General features: G+C 63.9%; 16 protein-coding genes. 12 read left to right on the top strand and 4 right to left on the bottom strand.

Going from position 1 to position 15,752, the window contains the following annotated elements; translation table 11 throughout:
- Positions 1-3: 3 nt before the first annotated feature.
- Genes DL544_RS02570 through DL544_RS02605 form a run of 8 tightly spaced genes read left to right on the top strand, consistent with a single transcriptional unit; the run spans position 4 to position 7,474 of the window.
- Positions 4-1,134, top strand: coding sequence for a DegT/DnrJ/EryC1/StrS family aminotransferase (locus tag DL544_RS02570; RefSeq protein WP_111008202.1), 1,131 nt, complete (start codon positions 4-6; stop codon positions 1,132-1,134).
- On the top strand, positions 1,131-2,087 hold the full coding sequence (locus DL544_RS02575) for a glycosyltransferase family 2 protein (protein ID WP_111008203.1): 957 nt from the start codon (positions 1,131-1,133) through the stop codon (positions 2,085-2,087). The genes DL544_RS02570 and DL544_RS02575 overlap by 4 nt, the downstream gene beginning before the upstream one ends.
- 5 nt (positions 2,088-2,092) lie before the next feature.
- Positions 2,093-2,335: an acyl carrier protein gene (locus tag DL544_RS02580; RefSeq protein WP_043398768.1), complete on the top strand. Its 243-nt coding sequence runs from the start codon at positions 2,093-2,095 to the stop codon at positions 2,333-2,335.
- A 1-nt stretch (position 2,336) separates the two neighbouring features.
- On the top strand, positions 2,337-3,089 hold the full coding sequence (locus DL544_RS02585; protein ID WP_111008204.1) for an SDR family NAD(P)-dependent oxidoreductase: 753 nt from the start codon (positions 2,337-2,339) through the stop codon (positions 3,087-3,089).
- Positions 3,089-4,480, top strand: a complete 1,392-nt coding sequence (locus DL544_RS02590; protein ID WP_139726702.1) for an AMP-binding protein — start codon at positions 3,089-3,091, stop codon at positions 4,478-4,480. The genes DL544_RS02585 and DL544_RS02590 overlap by 1 nt, the downstream gene beginning before the upstream one ends.
- Positions 4,425-5,573, top strand: a complete 1,149-nt coding sequence (locus DL544_RS02595) for a LuxE/PaaK family acyltransferase (RefSeq protein ID WP_139726703.1) — start codon at positions 4,425-4,427, stop codon at positions 5,571-5,573. Before DL544_RS02590 ends, DL544_RS02595 begins: the two co-directional genes overlap by 56 nt.
- Positions 5,570-6,778, top strand: a complete 1,209-nt coding sequence (locus DL544_RS02600; protein WP_111008207.1) for an acyl-CoA reductase — start codon at positions 5,570-5,572, stop codon at positions 6,776-6,778. The genes DL544_RS02595 and DL544_RS02600 overlap by 4 nt, the downstream gene beginning before the upstream one ends.
- Before the next feature lie 30 nt (positions 6,779-6,808).
- Positions 6,809-7,474, top strand: a complete 666-nt coding sequence (locus DL544_RS02605; RefSeq protein WP_139726704.1) for a PglD-related sugar-binding protein — start codon at positions 6,809-6,811, stop codon at positions 7,472-7,474.
- Between the two features lie 25 nt (positions 7,475-7,499).
- On the opposite strand, the gene DL544_RS02610 is transcribed toward DL544_RS02605, so the two are convergent.
- Positions 7,500-8,441 (bottom strand): electron transfer flavoprotein subunit alpha/FixB family protein, encoded by a 942-nt coding sequence (locus DL544_RS02610; RefSeq protein WP_139726705.1) that lies wholly within the window; start codon positions 8,439-8,441, stop codon positions 7,500-7,502.
- The gene (locus DL544_RS02615; protein WP_139726706.1) at positions 8,441-9,187 is read right to left on the bottom strand and encodes an electron transfer flavoprotein subunit beta/FixA family protein; all 747 of its coding nucleotides are present in this window, start codon (positions 9,185-9,187) and stop codon (positions 8,441-8,443) included. The genes DL544_RS02610 and DL544_RS02615 overlap by 1 nt, the downstream gene beginning before the upstream one ends.
- Positions 9,188-9,450: 263 nt before the next feature.
- Between DL544_RS02615 and rfbB the strand changes: the two genes are divergently transcribed.
- From rfbB to rfbD, 4 genes are read left to right on the top strand one after another with little or no spacing between them, the layout of a single operon-like run.
- On the top strand, positions 9,451-10,506 hold the full coding sequence (rfbB, locus tag DL544_RS02620) for a dTDP-glucose 4,6-dehydratase (RefSeq protein ID WP_139726707.1): 1,056 nt from the start codon (positions 9,451-9,453) through the stop codon (positions 10,504-10,506).
- A 14-nt stretch (positions 10,507-10,520) separates the two neighbouring features.
- A complete protein-coding gene (gene rfbA, locus DL544_RS02625) occupies positions 10,521-11,408 on the top strand; it encodes a glucose-1-phosphate thymidylyltransferase RfbA (protein ID WP_065186261.1) in 888 nt (295 codons plus the stop codon).
- Positions 11,405-11,962: a dTDP-4-dehydrorhamnose 3,5-epimerase gene (rfbC, locus tag DL544_RS02630; RefSeq protein ID WP_134967769.1), complete on the top strand. Its 558-nt coding sequence runs from the start codon at positions 11,405-11,407 to the stop codon at positions 11,960-11,962. Before rfbA ends, rfbC begins: the two co-directional genes overlap by 4 nt.
- On the top strand, positions 11,959-12,852 hold the full coding sequence (gene rfbD / locus DL544_RS02635) for a dTDP-4-dehydrorhamnose reductase (RefSeq protein ID WP_139726708.1): 894 nt from the start codon (positions 11,959-11,961) through the stop codon (positions 12,850-12,852). Before rfbC ends, rfbD begins: the two co-directional genes overlap by 4 nt.
- Before the next feature lie 103 nt (positions 12,853-12,955).
- Here the strand turns inward: rfbD and DL544_RS02640 are convergent, their stop codons facing one another.
- Together DL544_RS02640 and DL544_RS02645 are read right to left on the bottom strand one after the other, a co-directional pair.
- Positions 12,956-14,359, bottom strand: a complete 1,404-nt coding sequence (locus DL544_RS02640) for a mannose-1-phosphate guanylyltransferase/mannose-6-phosphate isomerase (protein WP_065179127.1) — start codon at positions 14,357-14,359, stop codon at positions 12,956-12,958.
- An 11-nt stretch (positions 14,360-14,370) separates the two neighbouring features.
- Positions 14,371-15,717, bottom strand: coding sequence for a phosphohexomutase domain-containing protein (locus DL544_RS02645; RefSeq protein WP_139726709.1), 1,347 nt, complete (start codon positions 15,715-15,717; stop codon positions 14,371-14,373).
- Positions 15,718-15,752: the final 35 nt, after the last annotated feature.

Genomic DNA, 15,752 nt, shown 5'->3' on the forward strand with positions numbered 1-15,752 from the left:
CCGATGCGTCGTATTCCGTTGTTGATTCCGAGGATGCCGTCTGCGGACAAGGTGTATCCGTATCTCCGAAAGATTGACCAGAATCGGATTTACACCAATTACGGCCCTTTGAACGCCGAGTTCGAGCAGCGCCTGGCGACCGAACTCGGCCAGGGGCTTGAGCCGGCCCATCTGACGACGGTCTCCAACTGCACCGTCGGTCTCGAGCTGGCCATCCAGGCGCTTGCCTTGCGTGCGGGCGCGCGGGTCCTGTTGCCCTCGCTCACCTTCGTCGCCACGGCCACGGCGATTGTCAGGGTGGGGGCGACCCCGCTGTTCAGCGACATCGACCCTTCCGGCTGGTGCCTGACTCCGGCCATTGCCGAGGAGGCGCTGGCGCGGGGTGAGATCTTTGACCTGGTGATGCCGGTCAGTACATTCGGCAAGCAGCACGATGTCACCGCCTGGGATGACTTCAGCGCAAAGACCGGTATCCCGGTGCTGATCGACGCGGCAGGTGCCTTCGGGAACCAGCCGATCGGCCGCACGACGGACGTTGTGTTCAGCTTCCACGCGACGAAATCCATCGGCAGCGGTGAGGGCGGATTGATCGTGTCGTTCAATGCCGAGCGCATCCGGCGCATCCGTCAGTTGGCCAACTTCGGCATCGACGCCGCCCGTGGCGAGCTGATCGGACTGGGGACCAACGGCAAGCTCAGTGAGTATCACGCTGCAGTCGGGTTGGCGGCACTGGACGAGTGGCCCGACATTGTCGAGCAGCGGCGCGAGCTGCATGCCCGCTACCTGCGTAAGCTGCAGCAGGCCTGCCCGAGCGTGGGGCTGCAAGAAAAGGATCCCGATGGTATCTATCCGCTGCTTCCGGTGCTCCTGCCTGACGGTGTCGACGCGCTGGCCATCGGTGACGCATTGCGCGAGCAGGGTATCGATACCCGGCGGTGGTACTGCCCGCCGTTGCACGCGCATGGCGTGCTGGCCCATTTCGACCGCTCGGACTCGCTGGGTGTTACCGCTGCCATCGGCGACCGCATCCTCGGTCTGCCGTTCTTCGCCGGTATCACTGACGAGGAGATCGGTACCGTGGTCGATTCGCTCGCACGGGCGATTTCCACCGAGACCGCCGGAGTCGTCCAGTGAGCACGATCAGCTACGTCATTCCGGTCTATCACAATGAAGGTTCAATCGAGCTGACCTGGGCTGGGATCCGCGACCTGTTCGCCACCAGCCTGCCCGAACACGACTACGAGATCGTGTTCGTGAATGATGGCTCCAAGGATGGCTCCCATGCAGAGATGCTGCGTGTCAGTGCGCAGGATCCGCGCGTGCGATCGATCTCCTTCACCCGCAACTTCGGCCAGCTGTCGGCTACGTTGGCCGGCTTCGACGCCGCCAGCGGCGACGCGGTCATCAACATGTCCGCAGACATGCAGGATCCGATCGAGTTGACCGCCGAGATGATCCGCAAGTGGGAACAGGGCAATGAAGTGGTCATCGCGCATCGTGCGGACCGTGAGGACAACTTCACTTCCTCGATGTTTTCCCGCATTGTCTACGGCATCCTGCGCATGTCCAACCCGAACATGCCGGCGGGCGGGTTCGATTTCACCCTGATGAGCCGCCGTGCGCTGACGCTCTTCATGAGCATGAAGGGGCGCCATCGTTTCTTCCAGGGTGACGTGCTCTGGGCCGGCTTCCCGACCGCCTACATTCCGTACGTGCGGCGCAAGCGCGAGATCGGCAAGTCGCAGTACAACTTCAGCAAGAAGCTGAAACTGGCCTTCGATTTCATCATCGACGGTTCCTATCTTCCGATCCGTCTCATGTCCTTGTCCGGCACCGTGCTGGCCATGCTGGGGCTTTGCTATGCCGTCGTGATCGCGGTCTCGCGCCTGTTCGACCTGACGCCGTTCTCGGGCTGGGCGCCGATCATGGTGGCGATCCTGGTGGTGGGCGGCATGATCATGTTGATGCTGGGTGTCATCGGCGAATACCTGTGGCGGATTCTCGACGAGATCCGTGCCAAGCCGATGTACATCGTCCGAGAAGATACAGCTGAAAAGGCTGCCATTTCCAAGAATGAGCTGGAGTAACACTGATGAGTAACAACGACGAGCGACTGGTATCGGTCTATTCGGCTGCCCTGAACATCGACGCTTCCCGCGTGGTCGATGGCCTGCTTTACAACAGCATTCCGGAATGGGATTCGATTGCCCACATGCTGCTGGTTTCGCAGCTTGAGAATGAGTTCGATGTCATGTTCGACACTGATGACATCATCGATATGAGCTCGGTCGCCAAGGCCAAGGAAATCCTGGCGAAGCACGGCGTCGAGTTCTGATATGGCCGGTTTGCTGGAAGGAAAGGTTGCCCTTATCACGGGGGCGTCCCGCGGCATCGGAGAGGCAACGGTTCGTGCCTACCTGCAGCAGGGCGCACACGTTGTGGCGACTGCCAGGGACACCGCCGCTCTGCAGCCGCTGCTCGACAGCGTGCGCACGAGCATGCCTGAGGCACGGCTGGAGGCGGTTCCGCTTGACGTGACCGATCCGGTTTCCGTGCGTGATGCTTTCCAGTCCGTGTTCAAGCAGCACCGCCGGCTGGACGTGCTCGTTTCGAACGCGGGCGTCCTGCAGGATGCCCTTATCGGCATGGTCACGCCCGAGCAGATCCAGGCGGTATTCTCGGTCAACACCTATGGCGTCCTGTATTGTGCCCAGTATGCGAGCCGACTGATGGCACGCAACGGTGGTGGCTCGATCATCAATCTTGCATCCATCATCGGCGTGACCGGCAACGTTGGCCAGGCGGTCTACGGTGGCAGCAAAGCGGCCGTGGTCGGCATCACCCTCTCGCTCTCCAAGGAGCTCGCGCCGAACAACATCCGCGTCAATGCGATCGCGCCAGGATTCATCGACACGGACATGGCGCGCTCCATTGGTTCGGAGAAATATGCCGAACGCGTTGCGTCCATCGCCATGGACCGGGTGGGTGCGCCGGCAGAGGTGGCCAACGTGGCAGTCTTCCTCGGATCGGATCTGGCGTCCTATGTGACCGGTCAGGTGATCGGGGTCGACGGCGGGATGCTGATCTGATGTTCGCCCGCGTACTGGAACAGCACGGCGACCAGATTGCCGTGATCCTTCCCGGCGGAGAGTCACTGGCATACCGCGAACTGGCCGCGCGCGCGGACGCTGCGTGGGCTGCTGTCGATCCGGCCTGGGGCGTCATCGCCCTCGAATGCGCCAATACGCTGGACAACCTGCTGGCCTATCTGGGCGCGCTGCGTGCAGGGCAGCCCGTACTGCTGCTGGATGCCTCGTTGAACGACACACTGCGCGAGCAGGTCATTGATCATTACAGCATCAGCCACGTGCGCCGTCCTGATGGCCAGTGGCATGCAACTGGCAGGCGCGCGGCCGCCGTTTCTGCTGAACTGGCAGTCCTGCTGCCGACATCGGGTAGCACGGGATCGTCAAAGCTGGTGCGTCTTTCTGCAGGAAACCTGCAGGCCAACGCCCAGTCGATCCAGGATTACCTGGGGATCGACAGCGCGCAGCGGGCAATCACCTCGTTGCCCATGCATTACTCCTACGGTCTGTCGGTGATCAACAGTCACCTGCTGGCCGGTGCGACGTTGCTGCTGACTGCCGAGTCCGTGGTTTCCAGGTCATTCTGGGACTTTTTCCGGCAGCACGAAGCGACGAGTCTCTCCGGTGTTCCGACCCACTACGAGATGCTGAAGCAGTTCCGCTTCGAGCGCATGTCGCTGCCTTCACTGCAGACCCTGACGCAGGCGGGAGGCCGCTTGGCCGAGTCGACCATCGAGTGGTTCCACAACTTGGCCGAGCAGCGCGGCCAGCGCTTCTTCGTGATGTACGGCCAGACCGAGGCCACAGCCCGGATTGCCTATGTCCCCCATGACGTGTTGGCCAGCAAGATCGGGTCGGTTGGTGTTGCCATTCCAGGCGGAATGCTATCGTTGGTGGACGAGCAGGGGCGGGCCATCGAGCGGGCCGGTGAGGTGGGTGAGCTGCGCTATCGCGGCGCGAATGTGATGCTGGGGTACGCCGAGGGTCCTGGCGATCTGGCGTTGGGCGACATCCAGCAGGGTGTGCTCAGTACGGGTGACCTGGCGCGTTTTGACGACGACGGGTACTACTACGTGGTTGGCCGCTTGAAGCGGATGATCAAGGTATTCGGCAACCGCTTCGGCCTGGACGAGATGGAGTCCAAGCTGCGAGCCGATGGCTGGGATGTGGTCATGACCGGACGCGACGACCTTGTTGTCGCGATCCTTGTCCGGCCTGAGGATGATGCCTGCGAGCGTCTGAGGCGGGATATCGCGGCGCGCTACAAGCTGAATCCAATCGCGGTGAGGGTGCTGCCGGTCGACGCCATTCCGCTGTCCTCGTCGGGCAAGATTCTGTATGCAGATCTCCTTCAACAGGCTGAGGCAGGCCAAGGGGCGGCCCGTGCAACGTGATTACTTTGACCTGCCTGTCTATGGCGTCGGGGCTGCCGAGAAGGAAGTCCTGCTCAAGCAGCTGCTGAGCAGCTTGACCGTGCATCATGCCGAGCACTGCACGCCCTATGCGCGCGTGCTGCAGGCCCACGGGCATACGCCCGGCTCGGAACAAAGCGTCGACCAGATTCCTTTCCTGCCCGTACGCCTGTTCAAGGAGTTCGAGCTCAGCTCGACCCCGGCCGATCAGCGCTTCAAGGTCCTCACCTCGTCGGGCACGACGTCGCAGACGGTCTCCAGGATCATCCTTGATCGCGATACGGCGGCTGCGCAAACGCGCGCGCTGGTGCTGATCATGCAGCAGTTCCTCGGCAAGGCGCGCCTGCCGATGCTCATCATCGATCATCCCGGTGTGGTGAAGGATCGCGCCAATTTTTCCGCGCGTGGCGCTGGCATTCTTGGCCTGTCCAATTTTGGGCGTGACCATACCTACGCATTGAACGACGATATGTCGATCAATCTCGAGGCAGTGAATGCGTTCCTGGAGCGGCATGCCGGCCAGCGCGTGTTCCTGTTCGGCTTCACCTTCATGGTCTGGAAGTACTTTGTCCAGGCGTTGAAGGGGCGCAGTGATGTGCCGCGGTTCAGTGATGCCGTACTCATCCACAGTGGTGGCTGGAAGAAGCTGCAGGATGAGGCGGTAAGCAATGAAGAGTTCAAGCGGTCGCTGGCCGAGAGTTTCAGTATCGGCGCTGTGCACAATTTCTACGGTATGGTCGAACAGGTTGGTTCGATCTTCGTCGAGTGCGAGCACGGTCGCCTGCACTGTCCTGCCTTTGCTGATGTGAAGATCCGTGCGCCGAGCACGTGGGAGCCTCTGCCGGCAAACGTGCCAGGCCTTATCCAGGTGCTGTCGGTGTTGCCTACGAGTTACCCGGGCCATAGCCTGCTGACCGAGGACATCGGCGAGTGGACCGGCGTGGACGATTGTCCGTGTGGCCGCTTGGGCCGCACGTTCCGCGTGCATGGCCGGGTGGCGCGCGCAGAACTGCGTGGTTGCAGCGATACCCATGCTGCCGATGCGGCAACCGCCCCCTTTGATGCACGCCCATGAGTAATTACGAGTCCCTTATCGCGACGGCCCCTGACCTGGAGGTCTTGGCCGAGGCCCCTCCGCTTCCCGCGTTCGCCGAGCCCTCGGTGGCATTCGTCGATGCTCTGTCTGCAGAGCTGTTCCGCATGCCGGAGGCACGGAGTTATCCCGAGCTGAGCGCGCTGGCATTCTGGATGCGGCGCTCGAACATCGTGCGGCTGAAGGAAGCCCATGGTCGCCGTCACGACGGTCATCTGTCAGTGGCACGCGGAACGGTTCTGCATTTCGCGCCTTCCAACGTGGACACGATCTTTGTCTACTCCTGGTTCATTTCGCTCCTGTGTGGTAACCGCAACATCGTCAGGTTGTCGACGAAGGCATCGGTGCAGACCGACCTGTTGGTTGCTGCCATCGGCCGGGTAAGCACGCGTCCTGAGCATGCCGAGATTGCCAGGCGCAGCCTGGTGGTGCGCTATGCGGCTGATGCTCGCACCACTGCATTGTTGTCCGCTCACTGCGATACGCGTGTTATCTGGGGCGGCGATGCGACAGTTGCAGCCATCCGTCAGGTGCCCTTGCCACCGACTGCGACCGAGATTGCATTTGCAAACAAGTTCTCGCTCGGTCTCTTCGATGCGGCCGGCTGGATATTCGCTTCGCCCGAGCAGAAGGCGCGCTGGATCGATGGGTTCTTCAACGATGCCTATTGGTTCGATCAGATGGCCTGTTCGTCGCCGCGGCTGATTCTCTGGATCGGAAGCCCGGCGCAGGTGGATCAGGCACGGGACGGCTTCTGGCCCGCATTGGAACAGAAGGTACGGGAAAAGGGTGTTTCCTTCGGCGACGTCGACTATGTGAACAAGCGAATCGCGCAGGATGTGCTTTCCATCGAGGCCGATGTCAGCATTCCGGCGGCGAGCGGCAACAATGTTGCGCGCCTCTGGCTTGAGGTTCCGGCATTGCATGCCGATGCACATTGCGGTGCGGGACTCTTCTTCGAGTCTCGTATTGCGCATCTGGATGCGCTTCGCCCACTGCTTTCCCGCAAGGTTCAAACGGTTTCCTACCTCGGTATGCCATCGGATCAGCTGCGGTCCTTCGTGCAGCAGGCGCCGTTGGCCGGTGTTGACCGCTTCGTACCGGTGGGAAGTGCGCTTGATTTCAGCAGTGTCTGGGATGGTTTTGATCTGATGACCGTGTTCACGCGCGAAATCACGGTCGCCTGATCGAAGTTACGTTCAGAACGGAGAAGACGGATGCCATTGCTTAATGATCGTGCCATCGATTCGGTGGTGATTGCCGGGGCCGGTGGCTTCGGCATGGAAGTCTTCGATTACCTCAGTGCAGACGCCCGCGGTGGCGGGCCGATGATCTCCGGATTCATTGATGACGGTGCAGATAATCCGATTCCTGCCCAGCTTGGTTCGACCCACCTTGGGGCAATCGGCGACTATCGGCCCGTAGAACGCGAAGCTGTGGTCGTTGCGGTTGGCTCGGTGAAGGGACGTCGACTCATCCTGTCACGTCTCTGGGAGATGGGGGTGTACGCTCCCCCGTTCGTGTCGGCCAACACGGTGATCTCTCCGAATGCGCAGTTCGGGGATGGTGTACTGGTGTGTCCCTTCAGCGTGATCAACCGCAATGCGACGCTGGGCCGGGGAGCGGCGGTGAACGTGCATTGCAGTGTGGGCCACGGTGCCCATGTCGGGGAGTTCAGCATCCTTTCTCCCTACGCTGCGCTCAATGGCGATGCGTCGATCGGCGACGATTGCTTCCTGGGTACCCGCGCGACGATCTATCCCAGGACCCGTTTGGGAGCCGGGTGCATTGTCGACAGCCATACCGGTGTGCGCGCAAGTGCAGGTGATCGCCAGATGGTCTCCGCGCGCGGAACCTATCAGGTGATCGCGCTCCGGACCTAACGATCCGGAGCACGATCGGAGCGGATCAAGCCAGCGCCGCTTCCAGCTCCGGCAGGATCGCAAACAGATCCCCCACCAACCCAATATCGGCAATTTCAAAGATCGGCGAATCCGGATCCTTGTTGATTGCCACGATCGTACCGGCGTCCTTGATGCCGGTCAGATGCTGGATCGCACCGCTGATGCCCACCGCCACATACAGCTCCGGGGCGATGATCTTGCCGGTCTGGCCGACCTGCAGGTCGCTGGGCACGTAGCCGGCATCGACCGCGGCACGCGAGGCACCCACGGCGGCACCGAGCTTGTCGGCCAGCTGGAAGATCACCTTGAAGTTCTCTTCCGAACCGACGCCACGGCCACCGGAGACCACGCGCTTGGCGCTCTGCAGGTCCGGGCGGTCGCTGGCACCCGCGGCGAGGCCGACGAAGCGGGTGTGGGTCGGCAGGGCAGCATCGACGCTGGCCGCTTCGATGGCGGCGCTGCCGCCCTGGGCGGCTTCCGGCCACGAGGCGGCACGCACGGTGGCGACCACGATCTGGTCGGCCGGGACTTCAACGGTGATGATCGCGTTGCCGGCGTAGATCGGGCGCTTGAAGGTATGGCTGCCTTCAACGGTCATCAGGTCGGAGACCTGGTTGACGCCCAGCAGCGCGGCCACGCACGGCATCAGGTCCTTGCCGAAAGTGGTCGATGGGCCGAACACGTGGGTGTAGCCCTTGGCCAGCTGCGCGATCTGCGGCGCCAGCACCTGGGCGATGGCCTGCGCGTTGGCGGCGTTGGCCACGGTCAGGACCTTGGCGACGCCACTGATCTTCGCGGCCTCGGCGGCGACGGCGGCCGGATCGGCGGCCAGCACCACGACATCGATGCTGGCACCGCCGATGGCGGCGGCAGCGCTGACGGTCTTGGCGGTGGCGGCGTTGAGCTTGCCGTCGTGGTGCTCGGCGATGACGAGAATCTTGCTCATTACAGCAGCCCCTTCTTCTTGAGTGCGGCCACCAGTTCGGCCGCGTCCTTGACCATCACACCCTTGCTGCGCTTGGACGGTGCGGCGTACTGGGTGGTCTTGAAGGTGTCGGCGGCTTCAACGCCGAGGTCGGCCAGCTGCAGGGTTTCCAGCGGCTTGGCCTTGGCCTTCATGATGTCCGGCAGCTTGATGAAGCGCGGCTCGTTCAGGCGCAGGTCGGTGGTGACCACCGCCGGCAGATCGACTTCCAGCGTTTCCAGGCCGGCGTCGACTTCGCGGGTCACCGTGGCCTTGCCGTCTGCGATCTCGAGCTTGCTGGCGAAGGTCGCCTGCGGACGGCCCCACAGCGTGGCCAGCATCTGGCCGGTCTGGTTGGCGTCGTCGTCGATGGCCTGCTTGCCGAGGATCACCAGGTCCGGCTGTTCCTTCTCGATCAGCTTGAGCAGGGTGCGGGCGGCGGTCAGCGGCTGGATGGCCTGGTCGGTGACCACATGGACCGCACGGTTGGCGCCCATGGCCAGGCCATTGCGCAGGTGCGCCTGGGCGTCGGCCGGGGCGATGGTGGCGACCACGACCTCGCTGGCGATGCCCTTGTCGCGCAGGCGCAGGGCTTCTTCCAGGGCGATTTCATCGAAGGGATTGGGGGACAGCTTGACGCCGTCGGTGACCACGCCGGAACCGTCCGGCTTGACCTGAATGCGGACGTTGTAGTCCACCACGCGCTTGTACGCGACGAGGATTTTCATCTGGTACGGGGTCCTTCAATAACGGGGAGAACGTCCGGTCCTCGTAAAGCAACCGGTTCGGGGGTGGGATCCCGATTCTAGCTGGCTTGGGGCGACCATGCGAATGCGTATGGTTATGCTGCGCTGCGGCATGGCTCGCGTGAATCCAGTGCGTCGTTCACGTCACGCAGGCAGTCGTGAAGACGAACCACATGTATCCTGTGCTGCTGTGCTGGGGTGCTTCATGGCACCCCTTGGATGAATTTCGATCAGGAGAACAAGTAGTGCCCACATGGCTTGTCACCGGCGGTGCCGGATTCATTGGCGGTAACTTTGTTCTCGAAGCGGTCGCCCGTGGCATCAAGGTCGTCAATCTCGACGCCCTGACCTATGCCGGCAATCTGAAGACCCTGTCCAGCCTGGACGGCAACCCGAACCACGTGTTCGTGCAGGGTGACATCGGCGACAGCGCCCTGGTCACCCGCCTGCTGGCCGAACACCAGCCCGACGCCGTAATGAATTTCGCCGCTGAGAGCCACGTGGACCGTTCCATCGACGGCCCGGGTGCGTTCATCCAGACCAACGTGGTGGGCACCCTGGGCCTGCTGGAAGCGGTCCGTGACTACTGGAAGGCGCTGCCGGCCGAACAGGGCGCGGCCTTCCGCTTCCTGCACGTGTCCACCGACGAGGTGTACGGCACCCTGGGCGAGACCGGCAAGTTCAGCGAAACCACCCCGTATGCCCCGAATTCGCCGTACTCGGCGTCGAAGGCCGCTTCGGACCACCTGGTGCGTGCCTTCCACCACACCTACGGGTTGCCGGTACTGACGACCAATTGCTCCAACAACTACGGCCCGTACCACTTCCCCGAGAAGCTGATCCCGCTGGTGATCGCCAAGGCGCTGGCCGGCGAGCCGCTGCCGGTGTACGGCGATGGCAAGCAGGTGCGTGACTGGCTGTTCGTGTCCGATCACTGCGAAGCGATCCGCACCGTGCTGGCCAAGGGCCAGGTCGGCGAGACTTACAACGTCGGCGGCAATTCGGAAAAGCAGAACATCGAAGTAGTGCAGGCCATCTGCGCGTTGCTGGACCAGCGCCGTCCGCGCGAAGACGGCCAGCCGCGCAGCAGCCAGATCACCTATGTCACTGACCGCCCCGGCCATGACCGCCGCTATGCGATCGATGCGTCCAAGCTGAAGAACGATCTGGGCTGGGAACCGGCCTACACCTTCGAGCAGGGCATCGCCTTCACCGTCGACTGGTACCTGGCCAACCAGGACTGGGTCAACGGCGTGCTGGACGGCAGCTACCGTCTGCAGCGCATCGGCACTGCGGCCTGAATCCTGGAGACGACATGACGCAGCGTAAAGGCATCATTCTGGCTGGTGGCTCCGGCACCCGGCTGTATCCGATCACCAAGGGCGTCAGCAAGCAGCTGCTGCCGGTGTACGACAAGCCGATGATCTACTACCCGCTCAGCGTGCTGATGCTGGCGGGCATCCGCGAAGTGCTGATCATCAACACCCCGCACGAGCAGGCGCTGTTCCAGCAGTTGCTGGGCGACGGCTCGCAGTGGGGCATGGACATCCAGTACGCGGTGCAGCCGAGTCCGGACGGCCTGGCGCAGGCCTACCTGATCGGCCGTGATTTCGTCGCCGGCAAGCCGAGCTGCCTGGTGCTGGGCGACAACATCTTCCACGGCCATGGCCTGCGCGACGTACTCAAGCGCGCCGATGAGCGCGTGGAAGGCTCCACGGTGTTCGGTTACTGGGTCAATGACCCGGAGCGCTATGGCGTGGCCGAGTTCGACAAGAGTGGCAAGGTCATCGACCTGGTCGAGAAGCCGGAGAAACCGCGCTCGAACTACGCAGTGACCGGCCTGTACTTCTACGACGGCAATGCCAGCGCGCATGCGGCCGAACTCAAGCCGTCGCCGCGTGGTGAGCTGGAAATCACCGATCTCAACAAGCGCTACCTGGCCGAAGGCAACCTGCATCTGGAAGCGCTGGGCCGTGGCTACGCCTGGCTGGACACCGGTACTCATCAGTCGCTGCTGGAGGCGTCCAACTTCATCGAGACCATCCAGACTCGCCAGGGCCTGCAGGTCTGCTGCCCGGAAGAAATCGCGTTCGGCAAGGGCTGGATCAGTGCCGAGCAGCTGGAAGCACTGGCTGCGCCGCTGATCAAGAATGGCTACGGCCAGTACCTGCACACGCTGGCCCAGCGCGGAGTGGTTCCGTGAAAGTGATCGAGACGTCACTGCCGGGGTGCCGGGTCATCGAGCCGGCGGTGTTCGGCGACGAACGTGGCTTCTTCTACGAAACCTGGAACGCTGAGCGCTTCGCTGCATTGGGCCTGCCGGAGCGCTTCGTGCAGAGCAATGTCTCCACCTCTGCCAAGGGCGTGCTGCGTGGCCTGCATTACCAGTGGCCGCGCCCGCAGGGCAAGCTGGTGACCGTGCTGGAGGGCGAGGTCTACGACGTCGCCGTGGATATCCGCCGCGGCTCGCCGACCTTCGGGCGTTGGGAAGCGGTGGTACTGAGCGCAGAAAACAGGCGGCAGTTCTGGATTCCGGAAGGCTTCGCCCACGGATTCGCCGTGCTGTCCGAGCGCGCTCTGTTCAGCTATCTGTGCACGGATGTCTACGTCAAGGAAGCCGATGCGGGTATCCGCTGGAACGACGCTGACATCGCCGTGGACTGGCCGGTCAGTGCCCCGACCTTGTCGGCCAAGGACGAGAACGCGCCATTCCTGAAGGACATTGCTGAAGACCGCCTGCCGGTCTACGTGCCATGACCGTGCTGGTGTTCGGTGGCAATGGCCAGGTCGGCCAGGAGCTGCTGCGCGCGCTGGTGCCGCTGGGCAAGGTGGTCGCGACTACCCGCAGCGGCCAGCTGCCGGACGGCAGTGCGTGCGAAACGGCCGACTTCGGCCAGCCCGACAGCCTGCCGGCACTGCTGGATCGCGTGCAGCCGTCGCTGGTGGTCAATGCCGCGGCCTACACGGCGGTGGATCGTGCCGAACAGGATGCGGACGCTGCGTTCGCTGCCAACGCGCAGGCACCGGGCGTGATCGCGCGCTGGTGTGCGGCGCACGGCGTGCCGTTCGTGCATTACTCCACCGACTACGTGTTCGATGGCCAGGGCAGCGCCCCCTACCGCGAGGACGAGCCGACCGCGCCACTGGGCGTGTATGGCACCAGCAAGCGCGATGGCGAGGACGCGGTGCGTGCGGCCGGTGGCCGCCATCTGATTTTCCGCACGGCGTGGGTGTATGCCTCGCACGGCGCGAACTTCCTGCGCACCATGCTGCGCGTCGGGGCCGAACGCGATGCGTTGCGGGTGGTGGCCGACCAGATCGGCACGCCAACGCCGGCCGCGCTGATCGCTGATGTCACCTTGCAGGCGCTGCAGCATCCGGAGCAGCTGTCCGGGACCTGGCACCTGACCGCCAGCGGCCAGACCAGCTGGTATGGGTTCGCCGAAGCGATCTTCGCCGAGGCATTGGCCAGCGGCGTGTTGGCCAAGGTGCCGACGGTCGAGGCGATTCCCAGTTCCGAGTATCCGACCCCGGCCAAGCGCCCGGCCTGGTCGGTGCTGGACAACCGCAAGCTGCAGCAGGATTTCGGCATCGTGCTGCCGACCTGGCAGGATGGCCTGAAGCGGGTGATGGCGGAGATTGCCTGATGGCCGTAGCGCCGGGCCATGCCCGGCGATGCAGCGCGGCCGGGCCGATCAGGAACGGGTCAGAGCCCGCTGCGCAGCAACGGGTTCCGACCCCGGGCAAACCTCAGCTGCGCCCGTAGGTATCCTCGAAGCGCACGATGTCATCCTCGCCGAGGTAGCTGCCGGACTGCACTTCGATCAGTTCCAGCGGCAGCTTGCCCGGGTTGCGCAGGCGGTGGGTTACGCCCAGCGGAATGTAGGTGCTCTGGTTCTCGCTGAGCAGGATCACTTCATCGCCACGGGTCACCTCGGCGGTGCCGCTGACCACGATCCAGTGCTCGGCGCGATGGTGGTGCATCTGCAGGCTCAGCGTGCCGCCGGGCTTGACCGTGATGCGCTTGACCTGGAAGCGCTCGCCGTTGTCGATCGAATCGTAGGCGCCCCACGGGCGATAGACCTTGCGGTGCCAGGTGGCCTCGCTGCGGCCTTCGGCCTTGAGCTGTGCCACCACGGTCTTGACCTCCTGCATGCGGTCGGCCTTGCCCACCAGCACCGCATCGTCGGTCTCGACCACGATCACGTCATCGAGGCCGACCATGGCCACCAGGCGCTGGCCGTAGGCATAGGTATTGCGGCAGTCGATGGCGATCACGTCGCCCTGGTGCGCGTTGCCATCGCCGTCCTGCTGCGAGACGTCGCGCAGGGCAGTCCACGAACCGACATCGTTCCAGCCCGCATCCAATGGAATCACCACCGCATCGGCGGTCTTCTCCATCACCGCGTAGTCGATCGAATCGGACGGAACGGCAGTGAAGGCGTCCTTGTCCAGGCGGGTGAAGTCGGCATCTCGGCGCGCCTGCTGCCAGGCCTGGCGGCTGCCAGCCAGCATCGCGGGCTGGAAGCGTTCCAGTTCCTGCAGGTAGCGCGAGGCCTTGAACAGGAACATGCCACTGTTCCAGTAGTACTGGCCGCTGCTGACGTAGCCGGTCGCGGTATCCAGGTCCGGCTTCTCGACGAAGCGCTCGACCGCACGCAGGCCCTGGCCATCGGCGGCCTTGATGTAGCCGTAGCCGGTTTCCGGCCCGGTCGGCACGATGCCGAAGGTCACCAGCTTGCCGGCCTCGGCAGCGCCGGCCGCCGCCTGCACGGCGCTGCGGAACGCAGTCTCGTTGGTGATCACGTGATCGGACGGCAACACCAGCAGCAGGGCGTCGGCACCGTCGCGGGTGGCCTCCAGCGCGGCCACCGCGATCGCCGGGGCCGTGTTGCGGCCGACCGGCTCGAGGATGATCGCGGCCGGCTCGGCGCCAACCTGCTGCAGCTGCTCGGCGGCGACGAAGCGATGCTCTTCGTTGGCGATCACCAGCGGTCCGCGCGCGGCGATCGGCGCCACGCGCTTCCAGGTGGCCTGCAGCATCGTCAGTTCACCCGCCAGCGGCAGGAACTGCTTCGGGTACGCCTCGCGCGACAGCGGCCACAGGCGGGTACCGGATCCACCGGACAGGATGACGGGCTGGATGCTGCTCATGCGTTCCTCGGTTACTGCTGGATGAGGCGGGAGATGTCGTCGGTGCGCGCCTGCATCAGCGCGGCATCACCACGGGCTTCAACATTCAGGCGCAGCAGTGGCTCGGTGTTGGAGCTGCGCAGGTTGAAGCGCCAGTCGCCGAAGTCGGCACTGATGCCGTCGGTGTGGTCCAGCGTGGGCGACTGCGCCGCGAAGTGCTCCATCACGCGTGCGACGGCCGCCTTGGCATCGCTGACCTTGAAATTGATTTCGCCGCTGCACGGGTAGGCCGCCATGCGGTCTTCCACCCAGTCGGCCAGCGAGCGCCCGCTTTCAGAGACCAGCTGGGCGATCAGCAGCCACGGGATCATGCCCGAGTCGGCATAGGCGAACTCGCGGAAATAGTGGTGGGCGCTCATCTCGCCGCCGTACACCGCATCTTCGGCGCGCATCTTTTCCTTGATGAAGGCGTGGCCGCTCTTGCACTGCACCGGTACGCCGCCGGCCTGTTCGACCATGTCCACGGTGTTCCAGACCAGGCGCGGGTCGTGCACGACCTTGCCGCCGGGGTTGCGCGCCAGGATTGCCTTGGCCAGCAGGCCGACCAGGTAGTAGCCCTCGATGAAGCGGCCGGTGTGGTCGAAGAAGAAGCAACGGTCGAAGTCACCATCCCAGGCAATGCCGAAATCGGCGCCGTGTTCGCGCACCGCGTCGGCAGTGGCGGCGCGGTTCTCCGGCAGCAGCGGGTTGGGAATGCCGTTGGGGAAGCTGCCGTCCGGTTCGTGGCAGATGCGGATGAATTCGAACGGCAGGTGCGGTGCCAGCAGGTCGACGATGGCACCGGCGCCGCCGTTGCCGGCGTTGACCACCAGCTTCAGTGGGCGCAGCTTGCCAGCATCGACATAGCTCAGCAGATGCTGGATATACGCGCTCTTGTCGTGCCGGGCGCTCTGCGCGGCACGCTGCGGTTGCGCCTCGGACGTGTCGGCGGCGACCGCATCGGAAATCGCGAACAGGCCGGTATCGGAGCTGATCGGCCGCGCGTTCTCCTTGACCAGCTTCATGCCGTTGTAGTCCATCGGGTTGTGGCTGGCGGTGACCATCACGCCGCCGGCGGCGCCCAGATGGTCGGTCTGGAAATAGACTTCTTCCGTGCCGCACAGTCCGATGTCGATCACCTCGCGCCCGGTACCGCGCAGGCCTGCGGCCAATGCATCCTGCAGCGCGGGGCTGGTCAGGCGCACATCATGGCCCAGTACCACCGGGCCCGGCGCAAGCTGCGCCGCCAGCGCCACGCCGATGCGGCGGGCCAGATCTTCGTTCAGTTCTTCCGGCACGCGGCCGCGGATGTCATAGGCCTTGAAGGCGGGCAGGGGCATTGATCGGATCCTGGATGAGGTCAGCGCCGTAGTTT

It is taken from the genome of Stenotrophomonas sp. pho, assembly GCF_006228405.1.
GTDB classification, from domain to species: Bacteria; Pseudomonadota; Gammaproteobacteria; order Xanthomonadales; family Xanthomonadaceae; genus Stenotrophomonas; species Stenotrophomonas sepilia.

Excerpts from the sequence above, each read along its gene's own strand:
- DL544_RS02570 (WP_111008202.1), top strand. The coding sequence starts at position 4 with ATGCGTCGTATTCCGTTGTTGATTCCGAGGATGCCGTCTGCGGACAAG.
- DL544_RS02580 (WP_043398768.1), top strand. The coding sequence starts at position 2,093 with ATGAGTAACAACGACGAGCGACTGGTATCGGTCTATTCGGCTGCCCTG.
- DL544_RS02585 (WP_111008204.1), top strand. The coding sequence starts at position 2,337 with ATGGCCGGTTTGCTGGAAGGAAAGGTTGCCCTTATCACGGGGGCGTCC.
- DL544_RS02590 (WP_139726702.1), top strand. The coding sequence starts at position 3,089 with ATGTTCGCCCGCGTACTGGAACAGCACGGCGACCAGATTGCCGTGATC.
- DL544_RS02595 (WP_139726703.1), top strand. The coding sequence starts at position 4,425 with ATGCAGATCTCCTTCAACAGGCTGAGGCAGGCCAAGGGGCGGCCCGTG.
- DL544_RS02600 (WP_111008207.1), top strand. The coding sequence starts at position 5,570 with ATGAGTAATTACGAGTCCCTTATCGCGACGGCCCCTGACCTGGAGGTC.
- DL544_RS02605 (WP_139726704.1), top strand. The coding sequence starts at position 6,809 with ATGCCATTGCTTAATGATCGTGCCATCGATTCGGTGGTGATTGCCGGG.
- DL544_RS02610 (WP_139726705.1), bottom strand. The coding sequence starts at position 8,441 with ATGAGCAAGATTCTCGTCATCGCCGAGCACCACGACGGCAAGCTCAAC.
- DL544_RS02615 (WP_139726706.1), bottom strand. The coding sequence starts at position 9,187 with ATGAAAATCCTCGTCGCGTACAAGCGCGTGGTGGACTACAACGTCCGC.
- rfbA (WP_065186261.1), top strand. The coding sequence starts at position 10,521 with ATGACGCAGCGTAAAGGCATCATTCTGGCTGGTGGCTCCGGCACCCGG.
- rfbD (WP_139726708.1), top strand. The coding sequence starts at position 11,959 with ATGACCGTGCTGGTGTTCGGTGGCAATGGCCAGGTCGGCCAGGAGCTG.
- DL544_RS02640 (WP_065179127.1), bottom strand. The coding sequence starts at position 14,359 with ATGAGCAGCATCCAGCCCGTCATCCTGTCCGGTGGATCCGGTACCCGC.
- DL544_RS02645 (WP_139726709.1), bottom strand. The coding sequence starts at position 15,717 with ATGCCCCTGCCCGCCTTCAAGGCCTATGACATCCGCGGCCGCGTGCCG.